The 18,840-nt window shown below is 44.4% G+C and carries 16 protein-coding genes; 9 read left to right on the top strand and 7 right to left on the bottom strand.

Annotated features, from left to right (window positions below; all coding sequences use genetic code 11):
- Positions 1-53 precede the first annotated feature (53 nt).
- Both C9I43_RS02110 and C9I43_RS02105 read left to right on the top strand, forming a co-directional pair.
- Positions 54-1,511 (top strand): DUF3142 domain-containing protein, encoded by a 1,458-nt coding sequence (locus C9I43_RS02110; RefSeq protein WP_107881818.1) that lies wholly within the window; start codon positions 54-56, stop codon positions 1,509-1,511.
- Complete coding sequence (locus tag C9I43_RS02105; protein ID WP_107881816.1) at positions 1,501-3,777, top strand: hypothetical protein; 2,277 nt, start codon at positions 1,501-1,503, stop codon at positions 3,775-3,777. The genes C9I43_RS02110 and C9I43_RS02105 overlap by 11 nt, the downstream gene beginning before the upstream one ends.
- Positions 3,778-3,846: 69 nt before the next feature.
- On the opposite strand, the gene C9I43_RS02100 is transcribed toward C9I43_RS02105, so the two are convergent.
- The 5 genes from C9I43_RS02100 to C9I43_RS02080 all read right to left on the bottom strand — a co-directional run bounded on the left by C9I43_RS02100 (position 3,847) and on the right by C9I43_RS02080 (position 8,135).
- Entirely contained in the window at positions 3,847-4,800 is a 954-nt protein-coding gene (locus C9I43_RS02100) for a D-2-hydroxyacid dehydrogenase (RefSeq protein ID WP_107881814.1), read from the bottom strand.
- A 41-nt stretch (positions 4,801-4,841) separates the two neighbouring features.
- A complete protein-coding gene (locus C9I43_RS02095) occupies positions 4,842-5,474 on the bottom strand; it encodes an outer membrane beta-barrel protein (protein ID WP_107881812.1) in 633 nt (210 codons plus the stop codon).
- Between the two features lie 40 nt (positions 5,475-5,514).
- Complete coding sequence (gene djlA / locus C9I43_RS02090; protein ID WP_076500953.1) at positions 5,515-6,303, bottom strand: co-chaperone DjlA; 789 nt, start codon at positions 6,301-6,303, stop codon at positions 5,515-5,517.
- A 66-nt stretch (positions 6,304-6,369) separates the two neighbouring features.
- Positions 6,370-7,053 carry an N-acetylmuramate alpha-1-phosphate uridylyltransferase MurU gene (gene murU / locus C9I43_RS02085; RefSeq protein ID WP_107881810.1) on the bottom strand — a complete coding sequence of 228 codons (684 nt, stop codon included), beginning with the start codon at positions 7,051-7,053 and terminating at the stop codon, positions 6,370-6,372.
- Positions 7,050-8,135: an aminoglycoside phosphotransferase family protein gene (locus C9I43_RS02080; RefSeq protein WP_181317839.1), complete on the bottom strand. Its 1,086-nt coding sequence runs from the start codon at positions 8,133-8,135 to the stop codon at positions 7,050-7,052. Before C9I43_RS02080 ends, murU begins: the two co-directional genes overlap by 4 nt.
- 117 nt (positions 8,136-8,252) lie before the next feature.
- Between C9I43_RS02080 and lptD the strand changes: the two genes are divergently transcribed.
- The 7 genes from lptD (at position 8,253) to C9I43_RS02040 (ending at position 17,301) form a co-directional block, all read left to right on the top strand.
- Positions 8,253-10,550 (top strand): LPS assembly protein LptD, encoded by a 2,298-nt coding sequence (gene lptD / locus C9I43_RS02075; RefSeq protein ID WP_107881806.1) that lies wholly within the window; start codon positions 8,253-8,255, stop codon positions 10,548-10,550.
- A 242-nt stretch (positions 10,551-10,792) separates the two neighbouring features.
- Positions 10,793-12,097, top strand: a complete 1,305-nt coding sequence (gene surA, locus C9I43_RS02065) for a peptidylprolyl isomerase SurA (RefSeq protein ID WP_076500965.1) — start codon at positions 10,793-10,795, stop codon at positions 12,095-12,097.
- 6 nt (positions 12,098-12,103) lie between these two features.
- A complete protein-coding gene (gene pdxA, locus C9I43_RS02060; RefSeq protein ID WP_107881804.1) occupies positions 12,104-13,090 on the top strand; it encodes a 4-hydroxythreonine-4-phosphate dehydrogenase PdxA in 987 nt (328 codons plus the stop codon).
- A 14-nt stretch (positions 13,091-13,104) separates the two neighbouring features.
- Positions 13,105-13,911 carry a 16S rRNA (adenine(1518)-N(6)/adenine(1519)-N(6))-dimethyltransferase RsmA gene (gene rsmA, locus C9I43_RS02055; RefSeq protein WP_076500968.1) on the top strand — a complete coding sequence of 269 codons (807 nt, stop codon included), beginning with the start codon at positions 13,105-13,107 and terminating at the stop codon, positions 13,909-13,911.
- 49 nt (positions 13,912-13,960) lie between these two features.
- Positions 13,961-14,341 carry a Co2+/Mg2+ efflux facilitator ApaG/CorD gene (gene apaG, locus C9I43_RS02050; protein ID WP_076500970.1) on the top strand — a complete coding sequence of 127 codons (381 nt, stop codon included), beginning with the start codon at positions 13,961-13,963 and terminating at the stop codon, positions 14,339-14,341.
- Positions 14,342-14,362: 21 nt separating this feature from the next.
- Positions 14,363-15,187, top strand: a complete 825-nt coding sequence (locus C9I43_RS02045; protein ID WP_076500971.1) for a symmetrical bis(5'-nucleosyl)-tetraphosphatase — start codon at positions 14,363-14,365, stop codon at positions 15,185-15,187.
- A 92-nt stretch (positions 15,188-15,279) separates the two neighbouring features.
- Positions 15,280-17,301 carry a methyl-accepting chemotaxis protein gene (locus C9I43_RS02040; protein WP_076500972.1) on the top strand — a complete coding sequence of 674 codons (2,022 nt, stop codon included), beginning with the start codon at positions 15,280-15,282 and terminating at the stop codon, positions 17,299-17,301.
- Between the two features lie 183 nt (positions 17,302-17,484).
- On the opposite strand, the gene C9I43_RS02035 is transcribed toward C9I43_RS02040, so the two are convergent.
- Positions 17,485-17,898 (bottom strand): DUF3718 domain-containing protein, encoded by a 414-nt coding sequence (locus tag C9I43_RS02035; protein WP_076500973.1) that lies wholly within the window; start codon positions 17,896-17,898, stop codon positions 17,485-17,487.
- A 221-nt stretch (positions 17,899-18,119) separates the two neighbouring features.
- Entirely contained in the window at positions 18,120-18,602 is a 483-nt protein-coding gene (folA, locus tag C9I43_RS02030; protein WP_107881802.1) for a type 3 dihydrofolate reductase, read from the bottom strand.
- Between the last annotated feature and the right edge of the window lie 238 nt (positions 18,603-18,840).

The raw sequence follows: 18,840 nt of genomic DNA, 5'->3' as shown, positions 1-18,840 counted from the left end.
GTATTTTTCAGGCATAGTCATATTTCATTAAACGCAGAGACGATAGCAGTAACATGGGCAATCTGATTAACAACATGAGGCGAAATCAGTGGCGATTATTCACTTTATTCATCGCCTCATTATGGCTGAGTGCCTGCCAACCCGCTGCGGATCAAAGTGAGCTTAAGTCAAACCCGAATGCTCCTCATGCAGCAAAAACGGCTTTATCATCTACCACTTTTGATCAGCCATTCTCGCAAGAAGTTTATATTTGGCAGCGCCAATGGCGCCCAGCGAACCAAACCGCCTTAGTGCAAAGCCAAAACGCCTTTCAGGGATTACGCATTCTGGCACTGCAAGCACACCCAAAGCCTAATGGCGCCGATATTTGGTTTGAGGTGGCGGTTAATCATGTTTGGTTGCAGGCCGACCCAAGGCCCAAAATCCTCGTGGTGCGTTTAGATGGTCAATTCACTCATTTAAATGATGAAGAAGTGATTCATAAAATCAACCAAGTTCTGGCAAACTGGCAAGCTAAAGGCACCCACATTGTTGGAGTGGAAATCGATCACGATAGCGCCAGCAGTAAACTGCCTGCTTATCGAGAGTTTCTTAAAAAGCTTAAAGCACATTTACCCACCCAGCTAAAACTCAGTATTACCGCACTCCCCGCTTGGCTCAATAGCGCTGAATTTCCTACGTTACTGGCCACTATCGATGAACTCGTACTGCAAATTCACAGCGTAAGCGACCCACGCCACGGCCTATTTGATGCTGTTAAAGGTTGGCAATGGGTAGAGCAACTGTCACGCATCAGCACAGTGCCTTATCTTATTGCACTGCCCGCCTATGGCTCTGCGGTTATCAGCACAGCTTCAGGCTATCAAGTTGAGAGTGAAACGCCGCTGCGCCATCAACGCCAATCCGCTAACGCCGTAGAAGAATTAATGGCTGATCCCAAGATATTACAAACCTTTATACAAAAACTACAAAACCCAAAGGACAGCAAACTTAAAGGCATTATCTGGTTTCGGCTACCGCTAGAAGGGGATAAAAGAGTGTGGCCGCTCAACACCTTAATTGCTGTTGCGCAGCACGGGGAACTCGCAGCCAAAATTGAGCTGGTGATATCAAGCGATAACAACGTCACCAACCAAGCGCAATTAACCGCTGAAAATACGGTAAAAAGCCACACTATGCCTCAGTCGAAATTATTCCAACTGAGCTTAATTAATCGCGGTAATATTGCGGGTGAACCTCCCACTATTTTGTCGCTAGCGGGACACGCTTGTAGCGCGTATGATGCGCAAAATGGCTATCGCGTAATACAGAAAGATGGGCTGTTAACGTGGCAATCGCAAGCTGAAACGACCGCCGCATTAACCTCAATTGAAGCTCCACGTACTAACATGATGTCAGTACTGCAACCAAACAGAGAGACTCAAAAATACATGCTCAACCCAAACGGCCAAAAAGTGATAGGCTGGGCACGTTGTGAGTCATTATATTTACAGGGGATTTATGCGCCATAAGCCAACATTATCAACCACAATAGCAACATCTCATCGGGCTTTTAAGCTTAAACAAACCACGCTCATCTGTTTAAGCTTATTCTCACCAATGCTGTTGGCATGCGGCCCCGATTTTCCGTTGCAATTGACTCAAGACAGACAGAGTAATCTCAGCTACTTGCCGCAAACATCCTTTAGCCAGCAGCTCACAACCCTCGCAAAACCTTTGCCTTGGCAGTATCAAGGTGCGCCAGCTGCGCAGGAATATCTCTGGGATGAAGCCCATAGTCGTTATCTGTCACAAACCCGCGCCTTTGAAAGTAGCGAATTAAGTGAAGCTCATTTAGCTTTAGTCAACACTCTACGCGATGCGACCGGCCCGATTGAGGCTGAGCAAATGGCGGCTAGGCTAGATCAAGAATTGCCCCAAGCTCTAATATGGTACACCTTAGGGGCCGTCGCATTTGAAGCCAAAGATTATGAAAGAGCCGCTAATTACTTTAATAAAGTCATGCAACTACCAGAAAGCGAACGCGCTTCTCGCAGCTTGTGGGCACTGTATTCGCTCTCACGAATTGAGCTTATTTTAAGTAAAACCTCTGCGGATCCTGAACATTTAAATCGTGCTAATGCTTATTTAACACAGCTACAAGCTGAGGTAATCAAAGGCGCCGCTGATCCCCTACGTTTAAGCTTGGCGAGCTTAGGTGAGCAAGCATATATTTTGTTGCATCAAGGTCAGCCCTTAACCCAAGCCACTAAAAAAGATGATACAGCTGACGCTAAACTGCCCATCACGCTTACCCCTGCGGCACTCGATAAAGCCATTGAGCTTTATGCAACCCAATCGGTACAGGGCGATAGTAGCGGTTATGATTCATTGTTGATGCTAAGCCGCACTTTGATGGGCAAAGACATTGCTGAACTTAAGCCTCTATTGCAACAAGCGAGTGTGCAGCAGTTATTAATTGCCTACTGGCAAAGTAGCACTAATGAATTTGCCTATGATGGCCAGCTGTCTGAGATGGGCCTAAAGGTCGCAGAAATACTCAAGGTATTTCCAATCGATGGCTTACAACTTAGTCATGGCGATAAATTAGCCGCTATTTATTATCAGCTAGGGGATTATGCTAGTGCAGAGCGCCTATTAGCCTTAGCTAAACCCAGCGGCTTAACCTGGTGGCTCACTGCAAAATTAATGCTACAAAAGGGTGACCAAGTTGAGGCAGCTAAGGCCTATGCCGAGGCAGCGCGCCACTTTCCCGAGCAGTCCAAAGTCTTAGCGACTGTTGATGCCAAAGAAACCCAGCAGCAAGCCATTGATGCTGATAAAGATATCGCCACCTACTGCCGTATTCGCGCTGAGCAAGGCGTGTTATCCCTAGAGCGCGGTGAATACTTAGATGCGTTAAATCACTTACTCGAAAGTGGTGATGAGTACTGGCAGGATATCGCCTATGTGGCGGAGCGCGTACTGACCACAGCTGAACTTAAACTTTTTGTCGATGAACATGTGCCGCTTATCGCCTTTGAATATCCAAAAGATAGCGATTGGTACGATAATATCGAGCCAATAAACAATCGCTTACGCTACTTACTCGGTCGCAGGCTATTACGCGAAGGGGCGATAAAGGAAGCACCTGCTTACTTCACTAACCCTAATCTTAATGCCAGCGCCCTCGACTATGGCAATCAGCTAACCTTAGCAAAAAATGAAAAAGGTATTGATAGTGCCAAGGCCTATTGGGCGGCGGCAGGGCTTGCTCGCCATCAAGGTATGGAGATCTTGGGGTTTGAATTAGCACCCGATTACGCTATCTACCAAGGTGTATTTGATTTAAGCGATTGGAATGAGCCGAGTAAACTGAGTGAAAAAGAACAATCACGGGTAAACGCCAGCCAAGCCATCCCAGATAAACGCTTCCATTATCGCTACACAGCAGCGGAGCTTGCCAATAAAGCGGCCGACTTTGTGCCGCACAACAGCCAAGCCTACGCAGCACTACTCTGCCAAGCGACCGGTTGGGTATTGTATCGAGATCAGGAGCTTGCCCTGCGTTACTATAAAAAATACGTCACTAATGGCGCCTTTGTCCCTTGGGCCGAAAACTTTGGTTTGCAGTGTGAAGCACCCGATTTTGATAGCGCAGCAAAACGCGCACGGGCCAATGACATGGCACAATGGAACGCTCTATACCACAAGCTGAAAAAGCCCATCGTCTTTGGCTTATTAGCCATCGCAGGATTAATGGGTGTGTGGTGGATACGTAGAAGAAAGACTCAATAATCAACATCTAATAACGTCTTCTCTCTTTAAATGTCACCATGAACATAAAGAGAGAGGACGCATATCACTTTACAAATTTACGCAGTTAATCACTTTCCCCTTTAGAAAACTATGCACATTCGCTACAGCAATATTGAGCAAACTTTGCCTAGCCTCTTTTGTCGCCCACGCGTTATGGGGACTGATGCTGATATTGGGCGCATGCAATAAGGGATTATCTGCACTGGGTGGCTCGGTTGATAACACATCGACACCGGCAAATAAGCGATTTTGAACAAGTGCGGCGGCAAGCGCGGCCTCATCAATTAATCCACCGCGCGCGGTATTAATCAGCAAGGCTTTGGGTTTCATTAACGCAAGAGTTTGTTGGTCGATAAACTGCTCGGTTTCGGGGGTGAGCGGGCAATGTAGCGAAATAATATCTGACTCGCTAAGTACAGTATCACGCTCTACCCACCTAGCGCCTCGGGGTAAATGCTTGATCTCTGAGCGAGTGTTAACCAGAACATTCATGCCAAATGCGAGGCCGAGCGCCCCAACCTGCTGGCCTATATCACCATAACCAATTAAGCCTAGCGTTTTACCTTTTAATGATTGCAGCGGCATTAAGGTAAAACAAAAATCCTTACTACTTACCCATTGACCATCGACCACGGCTTGATGATGAGCAGCCACCGCTTGGGTGTGATGCAAAATATGGGCAAACACCATTTGCGCAACAGCGTCTGGCGCATAGGCCGGCACATTGGTTACGACTATGCCACACGCTTTAGCAGCAGCTAAGTCGACAACATTAGTACCCGTCGCCAATACCCCGATATATTTTAGCGCAGGAAGCTGTGCCAATGTCTTAGCGTTAAGCGGGGTTTTATTGGTTAGAATGATCTCTGCTGCTTGAGCGCGAGTAATAATGTCCTCATTTGCCGTGCGGGCAAAACACGTAAACTCACCCAATTGTTCTAAGGATTGCCAACTGAGATCGCCAGGGTTTAAGCTTTCACCATCAAGTACCACTATCTTCATGCTGTAAAATCTCCTTTCGATTAATTCAGTTAAGCGATGGACTAAAAACTCATTTTTAGCCCAAGGTTAGCCTGCGCTTGCCACATCACATCTGAAGTAATGTGCCATAGGCACTCGTTTTCATCACAAAACAGTGTGTTGTCACTGTTGATAAACGTCGCATAGCCACGGACATCGGCAAAAAGGCCCACGTTTGAGGTCACTTTATATTCAATCCCGCCACCAATTCCCATAGAGAAGCGTGTTTCGTTCGACCAACCGTCAGGCTGCATGCGGGTGATCCCCGCACTGGCAGTAACGTAGGGCAGCATATCTCCCTGGGGAAAATATAAGGTGCCACCCAAATGGATATAATCTACATCTAATGAGGTCAAAAGATTTGGCGTAAACATGCCATTACTTTTCAGCTCAGAAGCTTGACGGCTATATAACAAATAAATGTTGCCGGGATCATTGGTGTTCACTCCCAACATCAAACCGTAATGGCTAGACTCTTCAATCTTTACGCTTTCATTACCATTGGTCTGGGCGGTATCAACCTTAATTTGACTCACATCAAATTGGCCGCCACCAAGACTGTAACCCCCGAAAGGTGCGATAAAAACGTCAGCCTGCGCAAACAATGCCACTGGTAATAACGTGACAAAAAGTAGGCCGTTATGTATATATTTCATAAAGAATTCCTTATCTTTTATATGTTCAATATAACCAAATCTACCGCATACCACGCTCAGACTTGACTCTATCATAGGCGGCTTGAATGTCCTGAGCCTTACGATTTGCCAGCTCCATCATTTCCGGTGGCAAACCTTTAGCCACTAACTTATCGGGATGATGTTCGTTCATCAACTTACGGTAAGCTCGTTTAACATCTTGATCACTGGCTTCGTCAGTAATACCCAGCAAACTATAAGCATCGGTGACCGAGGTCTTATTGCCATTAGATGTTTGATTAAAGCGAAACTCAGCCTGCCAGCGTTGAAGTAAAGCATCCAACTGCGAGCGACCATAACCTAACTCTTGTGCAATCGTCATCAAGATAGCGTGTTCAGCGGCATCCAGCTCACCATCGGACAACGCCGTTTGGATCTGGATTTCAATAAACATCTGCACGAGCTCTTTGCGTCCCATGGTAATCGCTCGGAAAGCGTGTAAGCTGCTACGTAAGTCAAAATCAGCTGATTTTCCCTCACGAAATGCCTGTTGCGCTTCTTTACGCGCTTCACCGGTTAAACGCATTTGGTCCATCAATAACGTCGCGATACGAATATCGGTTTCGGTTACCTGCCCTGACGCTTTAGCCACATGGCCCATCACGGCAAACGTAGTATTGAAGAAGATCGCCTGACGATTCTTAGCTTGACCAAGTATTTCACGAAATCCTACGCCTGAAGACGCACGTTTATCGTAGAGATGACCAAGCCATAAACCCAATAACGCACCAAAGATACGACCAAACATAAAGCCAATAACAAACCCAAAAAACTTACCCCAAAGCCGCATCTTATATCCTGATATTTATAATGTGTTAAATGTGTCAGCGCAATTGAGACAAAATACGCTACATACCTAGATTGACATGTTAGTTTGCAATGTTAACTCAAGCGCCTGTAAACGTGGAATAGTGCCCACATCGCACCAAAGTCCGTCAAACAAAGCACCGGTCACGCGGCCCTCTGCCATGCACGCTTTCAATAAAGGCGCCAAGGCAAAAGCACCCGCTGACGAGTCGTTAAAGAATGCGGGATGATATATGCCCATACCCGAAAACGTATACTTGGTATCGCCATGTTCATGCACTTGATTACCACTCAAGGCAAAGTCGCCCTGCGGATGCTGCTGCGGATTAGGTACTAGCCAGAGGTGGGCTAGCATATCCTTGGCAAGCGGCGTGATGGGTGGCAAAGCATCTATAAACACATCACCATTAATCACTAAAAAGGGTTCATTACTTCCGCCCTCACACAATAAAGGCAAAGCTTGTTTGATGCCGCCGCCCGTTTCCAGCGCATGCTCTTCAGCACTATATTGAATTCGTACACCCAAATGGCTACCATCGCCTAAGGCTTCTACTAGCTTATGCCCAAGCCAAGCATGGTTTATCACGATATCGACTATGCCTAACGCGGCGAGTTTTTCAATATGGTAAACAATCAAAGGCTTACCCAACACTGGCACCATAGGTTTAGGCAAAGTGTCGGTTAATGGTCGTAAGCGTTCACCGCGTCCTGCCGCTAAAATCATCGCTCTCATGGCTTAACCCCAGTTAAAGGCTCACTCGATACAAACGCAGGTAACACTCGGCGAGTTAACCATTGTGCGAATGACGTTAACTCAGGATACTTCATCGCGATATCAACAATATAGGTTAAAGTTAGTGGAATGTCGGCCATATAAGCTGGCTTACTATCGCGATAATTTAATCTCGCAAAAATCCCCACTGCCTTAATGTGACGTTGCAAGCCCATAAGGTCAAACCAAGTTTGGTATTGGTCAAAGCCAGTCTCTGGCGAAATAAATGCATGGGCTACGGCTTGCTGATAATGATACTGCATCAAATCGGTGACTAATGCCTGCGGCCAACGAATATAACAGTCACGCAGCAGCGATACCGCATCATAAGTCACAGGGCCAACGACAGCATCTTGGAAGTCAATAACGCACAACTCGCCTGCTTGCAGCATTAAATTGCGACTGTGAAAATCCCGGTGCATTCCCACACTAGGTTGAGATAACGCATTGACGACAAGGTAATCAAAGCTCTGATTTAGCAATTGTTGCTCATCATCGCTTAAGGACAAGCTAAGGTGGGTGCCCAACAACCACTCAGTAAAAATATGCAATTCACGACGGACGAAGGCTTCATTGTAGAGCGGTAATGCGTGAATTAGGCCGCTATTAACATCTTGGCTTTCTACCACTGAAGCTATTTGCGGCAGTAAATCAAGCGCCTGACGATAATAGTGCCCCACATTTTGGGCGCTAAGCACAGATAACAGCTGGGTATCGCCTAAATCACTCATCAACATAAAGCCTTGCTTTGCATCAGCATGAATCACTTTTGGAACTATCAATCCCACTGCCGCATAGGCATTCGATAAGGAAATAAAAGGCGCGATAGGCACAAGATCGGGTGGTGAATCGGCTGCGATAAAGCTGGCATCAGGGGTGGATATCCGAAAGTAACGTCTGAAGCTCGCGTCACCGGAAATCAACACTGGAGTCACTTCATCGGAAAAATAAGCCTTCAGCCACTGATTTAGGGAAAGAAATCTCGGATCGGATAAAGTCATTTCATGGCTCTTAAAGAAAAATTGCTTTATTATAGCTGGCATATAATTTGGAAACAGCTAAGAAATCGAGAGATTTATTTAACGATGTTGCATATGTACATTGCGACTTTCCCCATCGATACTTGTCCAGACTAAGAAATCATAATTACTGACCTAAAGATGCAGATCCGTTACTTTCTGGCCTTGAGCCTGTTACCGCAATTAGTCCTGGCAGACGACTCTCCAACCGCTTCAGCATCTCAATGCTTAATCGAACCGCCAGTACCCCGTATCGTATCTCAAACTCAGGGGATGACCGCTGCCGAGCTGAGTAAAATTCGTATCGTATCGGATAACTCCAATGCTGAAATGGGCAAACAAGCCATTTTCCGTGGAGATGTACTTTTTAGCCAAGGCGATAGACACATAGCCGCCGATGAAGCTATTTTAGACCAAGCGACCGAACAATTTGATGCCAATGGCAATTTAGTTTTCCAAGACAGTAATTTCACCGTCACCGCCAAATCCTTACAAGCGCAAATGCGATCTAACCGCGCCACGTTACAAGGGGCACAATATTGGCTACACGGCCAACAAGTGCATGGCGATGCTGAAAAACTGCAAATTACCATCAATAATAATTTGATTTTAACCAATACCAACTTTACGACTTGTCCACCAGACAATGTATCTTGGTTGCTCGAAGCTGAAAAAATCAAAATCAACAGTGAAGAAGAATGGGGCGAAATTTGGAATGCTAAATTAAGAATTCACGGCGTACCCGTATTTTATATTCCTTATATGACCATTCCCGTTTCAGATAAACGAAAGTCGGGTTTTCTCTACCCAAGCTTTAGTACCAGCACCACTAATGGCGTTGAGTTCTCGGTGCCTTATTACTGGAATATTGCGCCAGAATATGACTTAACCTTTACCCCTAGTTATATGTCTAACCGCGGCTTATTCACTAAGACTGAGTTCCGTTATTTAGCCGGTGAGCGCCAAAATGGGCGGTTAAATTTAGAGTATTTAAGTGATGACGACTTAATCAGTGGCAACCCCAACCGCTACCTGTATAACTGGCAGCATCAAGGGGCTATTGATAAACATTGGCGCGTATTAGCCAATTTTACTGATGTTTCAGATAACAATTATTTCAACGATTTAAATTCAGACGTTAACCGTGCAACCGATAACCAGTTATCACGGATTGGCGAAATCAGCTACTTTGAAAAAAACTGGGATCTGAGCACTCGCGTACAAGATATTAAAGTACTAGGTGAAGACGAAAAACCTTATCAGGTAATGCCGCAGGTCAACTTTAATTATCGTGCCGCCGATTTTTGGAAGAGCTTAGATTTTGGCTTTAATTCAGAGCTGACAAATTTTGCTCATCAAGACAACAACATCAATACCGCGACACGTTTACATATGTCGCCGAGCGTAACACTACCGATTCATGGGCCTTCAGGCTCGCTCACCAGCCAAGTTAAGCTGATGCAAACTAACTATTGGCAGCAGAATGAAGATCCCAATAGGGTTGTCGATGATACGGTAAGCCGTACATTGCCGCAGGTTCGTATTAATGGTCAGATTAACTTTGAGCGTTTTACCGAGTTATTCGATGAAAATTATCGCCAAACACTCGAACCACAATTTCAATATCTTTATGTAGGCTACGAAGATCAACGTGGTATCGGTATTTATGATACAGCTCAATTACAGGATGACTACTTTGGTCTGTTCCGTGATCGTCGTTTCTCGGGGCTCGATCGTATTTCTGATGCCAATCAAGCGACTTTGGGTATAACCACACGTTTGTTAGACGATCATAACCAAGAAGTAACTAAATTCAGCCTTGGCCAAATCTTTTACCTTCAAGACAGTAAAGTCGGTTACGAAGATAGTATTTTTGAATCAAATCAATCAACATCTGTACTCGCTGCAGAATTAGATACTCGTTTAACGCAGGATTGGTATATGGGCGCTGCGATTCAATACGACACAAATACTAGTGAAAATAAAAAAACTGAAGTCACCTTAGACTTCAGGCCTGAAGTGAACAAACTACTGCAATTGAGCTATCGCTACGTACCCGACTTATTAAACTCAAATACCAATGATACGGTTAATATTTCCCAAGCAGGCGTGCGCGGCGCTTGGCCAATTAGTGATAATCTTTATTTTGTGGGTAACTGGTATTACGACTTGAATGAAAGCCGCAGTATAGAAACCTATACCGGTATTCAATATGAATCATGCTGTTACGCATTGCGATTTAGTTACCATTACCGAATTAAAACCAATTACGATGATAATATTGGTACTGCAGCTATCGATAATCGTGAACAATTTGATAGCGGTTTTTACTTGAATTTAGTCATCAAAGGACTCGGTGGTTCAGGCCCATTAGGCGTATCTGATATGCTCAACGACGGTCTGTTTAACTATAGAAAACCGCTTTATCTAAGGAATTAGTAAAGAATTGTGATAGATTGCTGAACCTCAACAAGGACTGAGAGTCCAAACAGGTTAATGAGTGCTTGGTGATGTGCCTTTTATTAACGCTTACAAAAGTGAATATTAAGGTTTAACTCTGCATTCAAATGCATCGTCAAAAAATTACATTAAGGCAACTCGCTGTAATTTCGATATAAATGGTAAAATTAATTTAATTAAGCCGTCGAACCTGACCTTAGAACGTGCCAAGGATTTTGTGGATGAAACCCAGTAAACATCTAATTTTTGCTTTATTTGCACTCGCTATGAGCCAATCTACATTGGCCGCACCAGAGCCACTTGACCGAGTTGCGGTTCAAATTAACGACGGCATAGTGCTCGAAAGTGAAATCATCAACATGATTGACACAGTAAAAGCCAATGCTAAAGCTGCTAATCAATCGTTACCTTCTGACAGCGCCCTGCGTACTCAGGTTATTGAGCGCTTAATTCTGACACGTTTACAGCTACAAATGGCTGACCGTATTGGTCTGCACATTGGTGACTTACAGTTAGATCAGGCAATTGAAAACATCGCCCGTGAGCAAAAAGTTTCTGTCGCTCAGATGCAGCAAAAAATTGAAAGCGAAGGATTGAGCTTTAGCCAATACCGTGAACAGCTACGTGAAGAAATCACCTTAGGCGAAATTCAGCGTATTCAGGTACAGCGCCGTATTCAAGTGTCACCTCAGGAGATAACCAGTTTAGTTAAACTCATCCAAGAGCAAGGTATCAAAGATGTGGAATACCAAATTGGCCACATCTTAATTGATGTACCCGATAACCCAACCAGCGAGCAATTAGAAGCCTCCAGTAAACGCGCTAATATCGTATTGGAACGTTTGAAAAAGGGTGAAGATTTCCGCAGTACGGCAATTGCTTCCTCTTCAGGCCCAAAGGCTCTGGAAGGCGGTATTTGGGATTACATGAACATCAACGAAATGCCAACCCTATTCGCCGAAGTGATTAACGGCGCAAAAACAGGTGATATTTTCGGCCCTATTAAAAGTGGTGCCGGTTTCCATATCATTAAAATCATGGATGCACGTGGTCTACAAACTAAAGAAATTGAAGAAGTCAGAGCACGCCATATTCTGCTTAAACCATCGCCAATTCTGTCTGAAGACCGTGCTAAAGCCATGTTGGAGCAATTCGTTAAGCAAATTCGTTCAGGCGAAGCTAAATTTGAAGATCTTGCGCGCCAATATTCTGAAGATCCAGGCTCTGCCACTAAAGGCGGCGAATTAGGTTGGGCAGAACCCAGCATTTATGTGCCCGAGTTTGCTCAAACGCTCAATAGCTTAAAAACAGACCAAATCAGTGAGCCATTTCGTACCACACACGGCTGGCATATCACGCAGTTAGAAGAACGCAGAAAAACGGATGCTACCGATCAATTTAATAGCAATCGTGCGCATCAGTTAATCTTCCGTCGCAAATTTAACGAAGAGCTGCAAAACTGGCTAGACGAAATGCGTTCAGACGCATACATTGAAATCTTCCAGCCAGAGACCAACCGAGGTTAATTCTAATTGAGCACTAAACGCATTGCCATTACCCCAGGCGAACCCGCTGGTATCGGCCCCGATTTAGTCGTACAACTTGCTCAGCAGGCTTGGCCTGCTGAGTTAGTCGTTTGTGCAGATCCTGAATTATTAGCACACCGCGCTAAACAACTTGGCTTATCTGTGACGTTTCGTTCTTACCAGCCTAATCAAGCGCCCAGACCACAAGAAGCCGGCACCTTAACGATTGCACCGTTCAAGTTAGTCACTGACGTCGTTTGTGGCCAACTCGATGAGCAAAATAGCAGCTATGTAATTGAAACGTTGCGTTATGCTGGCGAGAAAAATATGAGCGGCGAGTTTGATGCCGTGGTGACGGGCCCGGTACATAAAGGGATTATTAATCAAGCGGGGATTTCCTTTAGCGGCCATACCGAGTTTTTTGCCCATCAAGCAAATTGCCCCGACGTGGTGATGATGCTAGCAACACCAGGATTACAAGTGGCGCTGGTGACAACTCATATTCCATTAGCCTATGTTGCTAAAGCCATCACTCGCAGACGTTTACGACATATTATCAAAATCTTACATGCTGACCTTATTAATAAATTTGGTATTGCTTCACCGAAGATTTATGTCAGCGGTCTTAATCCACATGCGGGAGAAGATGGCCATTTAGGGCGTGAAGAAATCGACGTGATTATTCCTACGCTCAACGAGTTGCGAGAAGAGTTTCAAATGAATATTGTCGGTCCATTACCGGCCGATACTCTGTTTCAACCTAAATATTTACAGGACGCCGATGTCGTCTTGGCCATGTACCATGACCAAGGGCTTCCCGTTCTCAAGTCACAAGGATTTGGCAAATCGGTAAACATCACCTTAGGTTTACCTTATATTCGTACCTCGGTTGACCACGGTACGGCGCTCGATCTCGCGGGTACAGGCAAGGCCGATATTGGCAGTTTTGTTTGTGCTCTGAATAAAGCCATTGAGTTATCCTCAAAGAACTAACGATTACATTATTAATGAGCAGCAAAGTACATTTAGGCCACACGGCCAGAAAGCGTTTTGGACAAAACTTCCTTACCGACAGCAATGTGATTGATCGCATTGTGGGTGCAATTTCCCCCGACAACCACCATGTCATGGTGGAAATCGGTCCAGGTCTTGGCGCCTTAACCGAACCCGTTGCAGATGCTATCGATAATCTAACTGTGGTTGAACTTGACCGCGATCTGGTTGAGCGCCTACATCAGCACCCAATACTTAAAGATAAACTGACCATTCATCAAGGCGATGCATTGCAGTTTGATTTTGGTCAATTGAGTGTACCAGGCAAAAAAATGAAGGTGTTCGGTAACTTACCTTACAACATTTCAACGCCGCTAATGTTCCATCTGTTTGAGTTTGCTGAACAGATTGAAACAATGCACTTTATGTTACAAAAAGAAGTGGTACTGCGTTTATCGGCGAGCCCTGGCTGTAAAGCTTATGGCCGTTTAACCGTAATGGCGCAATATTTCTGCCAGGTGGTTCCCGTACTCGAAGTGCCACCACACAGCTTTACTCCAGCACCAAAAGTAGATTCTGCAGTAGTTCGCTTATTACCATACGCAGTAAAGCCATTTCCTTGTAAAGACGTAAAAGTGCTACGCCACCTTTGTACTACGGCTTTCAACATGCGCCGTAAAACATTACGTAATAACTTAAAGCACATGCTATCCGATGCCGAGTTTGAACAATTAGGGATAGATTCCAGTCAACGCCCTGAGCAAATCAGTGTTCAGCAATATGTGGCAATGGCTAACATGGTATGTGATAAGCAAGCATAACACCGTCAGGGCACTTAGGTGCCCTTAGACCAGAGCTTAGGAAACCACAATGAGCGCTTTGGATACCTCCATTCGGGTCGAAGTCAAAACTGAGTATATCGAGCAACAATCCTCTCCCGAAGATGAAAAATATCTCTTCAGCTATACCATCACTATCATTAATTTAGGTAATAAAGCGGCCAAGCTCGAAACTCGCCACTGGATCATCACTGATGCCAACGGCAATATCAGTGAAGTCCAAGGTGCAGGAGTGGTCGGCGAAACCCCCACCATAGCGCCTAATACAGCCTATCAATACACCAGTGGCACAGTGCTCGATACACCGCTAGGCATTATGCACGGTACCTATGGTATGGTCAGTGAATCAGGTGAACGTTTTCAGGCAACGATCCGTCCCTTTCGTTTAGCAACGCCTGGGTTACTTCACTGATAATATTTAGGAAAGATTGCTATGGCGCATTATTTTGTTGGTGATATTCAAGGCTGTTTCGCTGAATTACAAAGAATACTCGCTAAGGTCGATTTTAATCCTTCCCGCGATGAGCTTTGGGCCGTAGGCGATCTTGTTGCGCGCGGACCAGATTCCTTAGCCACGCTGCGTTTTTTTCGCTCTTTAGGCGATGCAGCTAAAACAGTGTTAGGCAATCACGACCTACATTTATTAGCATTACACGGTAAGCTTAAACGGCCTAAACCTAGCGATCACCTTACTGAGATTCTAGAGTCTACCGACATTGCAGCATCCATTGACTGGCTAAGGCAGCAGCCGCTTATGCGTGAGCTACCTGAGCATAAAATCATCATGAGCCATGCCGGTATACCGCCACAATGGTCATTAGATGTATTAAGGCAAGAAGTCGCGTTAGTCAGCCAAGCATTACAACAAGATGACTACTTAGAAGCATTAATTAGTCAAATGTACTCCGATGGAACAGAACAGTGGGATCCGTCTGCGACTGGCATAACCAGATTACGTTATTGCATTAATGCATTAACACGCATGCGTTACCTCTATCTTGATGGGAGGTTTAATTTTGATTGTAAGCAGCCACCAGAAAAGTGTAACAATCCTCAATTACGCCCTTGGTTTGACTTCTCTTCACCTTTGCGTGAGAGCCATACCTTAGTATTTGGACATTGGGCGGCACTAATGGGTAAAGTCAGCGATACTAAATTAAAAGCTTTAGATACCGGATGTTGCTGGGGTGAACATTTAACGCTATGGCACCTCGAAAAAGACCAAATAATTACCCAAAAGAAGTTAAAAAAGAGTTAAACTAAAGTCACTTGATGTCGATAAACGACTGTACTTCCCCTGATATAATCCTACTGTCATTTGGAAAAATATAATAAAAATCGGAGTCTCCTATGAAGTTTAATGTAGCCACCAGAGTCATTGGTGGATTTGGTATTGTTATACTGTTACTTGTGCTGCTAGGGTTTACGTCTTATCTCACCAACAATGGCCTCAAAAAAAGTTCAACTATGATGCAAGAGTTAAGCCTGCCCGCGCTTAAATCAACCAATCATTTAAGTGAGACATTGAGTGAGCAACAAAAACAGATCCTCATTGCCTATCACGCCCCAAAAGCCACAGCGATCCCAAGTATCCGCACTGTGTTCGACGGTCATACCGCTCGGTTTAAAGATGAAATTACAAACCTGAGTCAATTATTAAAAAACCAACCCAATCTTGCTTCTTTAATCACTCAATTAAATAGCAGTTTTTCTACCTTTGAGCGCGATAGCCTAGCCATGTTTGCCGAACGTGAAGCGGCATTAAGTAAACAAGAACAGTTAATCAATCTGAAGAAAAAACTCGAAAATGCGGCTGATGATGCGTCATCAGAATTACTCGATATTGTTGATTTAGAAAACAGTGATAGACCTGACTTACAAAGCCTTGCAGCATCAGCAAGTGCCATAGACACCAGTCTAGGCAATATTATCACTACTATCGCAGACTTAGTCAGTAACGAAGAAGAGAGCAAGCACGAACTGATCTCTAAAGAACTTGACTACATTATTAGCGAAACGAAGAACAAGCTGGATTATGTCAATCGCCACGGTCAAGGCATTATTGCAGCAGATACTTTAAGCTCGGTCACAAAAGATATTGAAAAAGTCCTAACACTCGTTACTGGGCCGCAATCTATGCTGCAAGTGAAATCGAGCCAACTCAGTAATACTAAAGAAGCCAAAGTAAAACTCAGCGTTATTGAAAAAGATGTCACCGTTATCAATGCTAATATGGATGATGTCAGCGATAACATCGAACTTATTGCCGCCAATATGAGCAAAGACAACATAGATAAAATTGACTCAGCCAGCATGCAGACAAGCTTAGTGGTATTAATTGCTATTTTGGTCGCTGTAATAGTCAGTTTTGCCGTAGTCAATCCGCTAAAACGATCGCTCAGCCAAGTAAATAACGCCCTTAACGTACTAGCTTCAGGTAATCTCACTCATAAACTTGATGATTCTGGACACGATGAATTTGCTGAACTAGCGAAAAATTGTAATCGTCTTGTCGACAGCTTGCGGAGTTTGATTATTGGTATTTTAGATCGTTCGAACCAACTTGCCGCAGCGGCCGAACAAACCTCAGCTATTACAGCCCAGACCACTTCAGGGATTCAAGAGCAGAAAAGTCAAGTTGATCAAGTCGCCGCAGCCACAACAGAACTGAGCTCTAGTGCTCAGCAAGTCACACTAAGTGCAGATGAAGCCCTTGAACAAATCAAACAGGCTGACCAAGAAACGCAGCATATGCGTACTATTGCCGAAGAGAATAAACTGACCATTTTGGCATTAGCCGATGAAGTGGCCAAAGCTGCTCTAGTGATCAATAAAGTGCAATCAGATAGTGCATCCATTGGCTCAATCTTAGATGTGATCCGCAGTATTGCTGAGCAGACTAACCTACTCGCATTAAATGCCGCCATTGAAGCGGCCAGAGCGGGTGAACAAGGTCGTGGTTTTGCCGTTGTTGCAGATGAGGTTCGTAATCTAGCTTCTCGTACTCAAGCATCAACAAGAGAAATCCAGCAGATGATTGAAGTACTACAGTTGGGCGCAGAGCAAGCCGTCGCAGCAATGGACATGGGCCGCACACAGGCCAATGCCTGTGTCGAGAAAACAGAGCAAGCAAACACTGCGCTGGAAACCATCATCCAATCGGTCCACAGAGCCTATGACTCTGGTACTCATATTGCCCATGCCGCGCAGGAGCAAAACTTAGTAAGCCAACAAGTATCTGAAAAACTTGAGCATATTGCCGCTATTTCAGAAGAAACCGCTATGGGTGCAGATCAAACGGCTCAATCTAGTCATCAGGTAGCTAAATTAGCCGAAGAGCTACAAGCTTCTGTCGGGGAATTTAGACTCTGATCGCTATTATAACTTAACCTAGCGTTACTAAGCAGCCCTAGGTTAAGAGCTAAACCGGTGATGGTTTATCCTCAAAAGTCTGTATAACGTTTAGTTTGAATTAAAAATAAAAATGCCGAACTAAAGTTCGGCATTTTTATTTCGCTTAGGCTTACGCGCCAGCTAATCACGGCTCAAGTAAGCTTACTCTTCTTCACCACCAGCGGCGGCGCCCAAGCGCTCTTTAACTGCTGCTGTGATTGGGCTAGCACCATACCCATTAGCTTCAGCCCAAGCAAAAATTGTCACACCATCAGCTTCGGGTACACTCAATTCATTTACTGACAAACGTTTCGCAACAAACTCACCCACATCATCAGCTTTTACACTATAGGCTGTTCTTAACAGGCTCACGCCATCGCAACTAACATTACTGTAAATTTGACGTAATTTAACACGGCTTTCTTTTAGTTTTTTACGTAAGCGATTTTTATCGTTAGCTTTTACGTAATCACAAATACTATCAATCAATGGATCCCCAGCGGCAACGGCAGATGTAGGTACAGAAACATAACTAAATCCAATCATCGCAGCTAAGGCTACAGGTATAAGACGCATCCGATACTCCTCAATACTTTCTTATTTTTTATAATTAATATTGTATGGGCTGCATCTATTATCTAAATAATGCCAATCTTTTGGTTTTTAGCTATCGTTCTGCATCCAAAATCACAAGGTGAAACGATCCCTTTTCAGGGTTAACTCTATGTCCAATAGGATAAAACACTTCAAATAAAGCTACACCGCATACACACAGGGCATACAACAGAACGGGTAACTTAACATCTTTTGCTTAAGTTGATAAAGCGATATTCCAAACCTTCGGCACTTTTACCCTGCAAAGACTCCGTTTCATACCAAGAGCCATCATCCCATTTTGGGAAAAAAGTGTCGCCTTCGACGTCAAGATTAATGTGCGTTAAATATAAAGTATCCGCATCAGGTAATAATTCAGTATAAAGCTGGCCGCCACCAATGATGACAAGCTCTTCACAATCACCTGCCATACGTTTCGCTGCATTAAAGGACGTCACGCAAGTCACTCCAGCGATAACAAGATCTGTTTGGCGTGAAATAACGATGTTATGTCGCCCTGGAAGCGGTCTACCGATGGACTCAAAGGTTTTACGCCCCATGACAACAGGCTTACCTAAGGTCATAGCCTTAAAGTGGCGTAGATCCTCTGGCAGATGCCATGGCATTTTATTATTTTTCCCGATCACTCGATTGTTTGCCATCGCGGCTATCATAGCAATGCGCATGCGTACTCCTTATTTATATAAAAAATCATTAAATGACGAAATTGCCCTCTAAAATGCTATTTATACCGCTCAGGTCAATGCCAAAGAATCTAAAATCAAAGCACTTTATAAGCCATAAACCATGATTGGTGCACTGATTTTAGCTGGATGATGAATTGAACTAAAGCAATCAACGCTTTAAAGCCATAGATATTTAGAATAGTAAGAATAATGTGCTGATTAATCCCATGCTTGCTAC

It is taken from the genome of Shewanella morhuae, assembly GCF_003028295.1.
In the GTDB taxonomy this organism is placed as follows: Bacteria; Pseudomonadota; Gammaproteobacteria; order Enterobacterales; family Shewanellaceae; genus Shewanella; species Shewanella morhuae.
The sequence above is the reverse complement of the archived record's forward strand: the minus strand, read 5'-3'. Positions and strand labels throughout refer to the sequence as shown.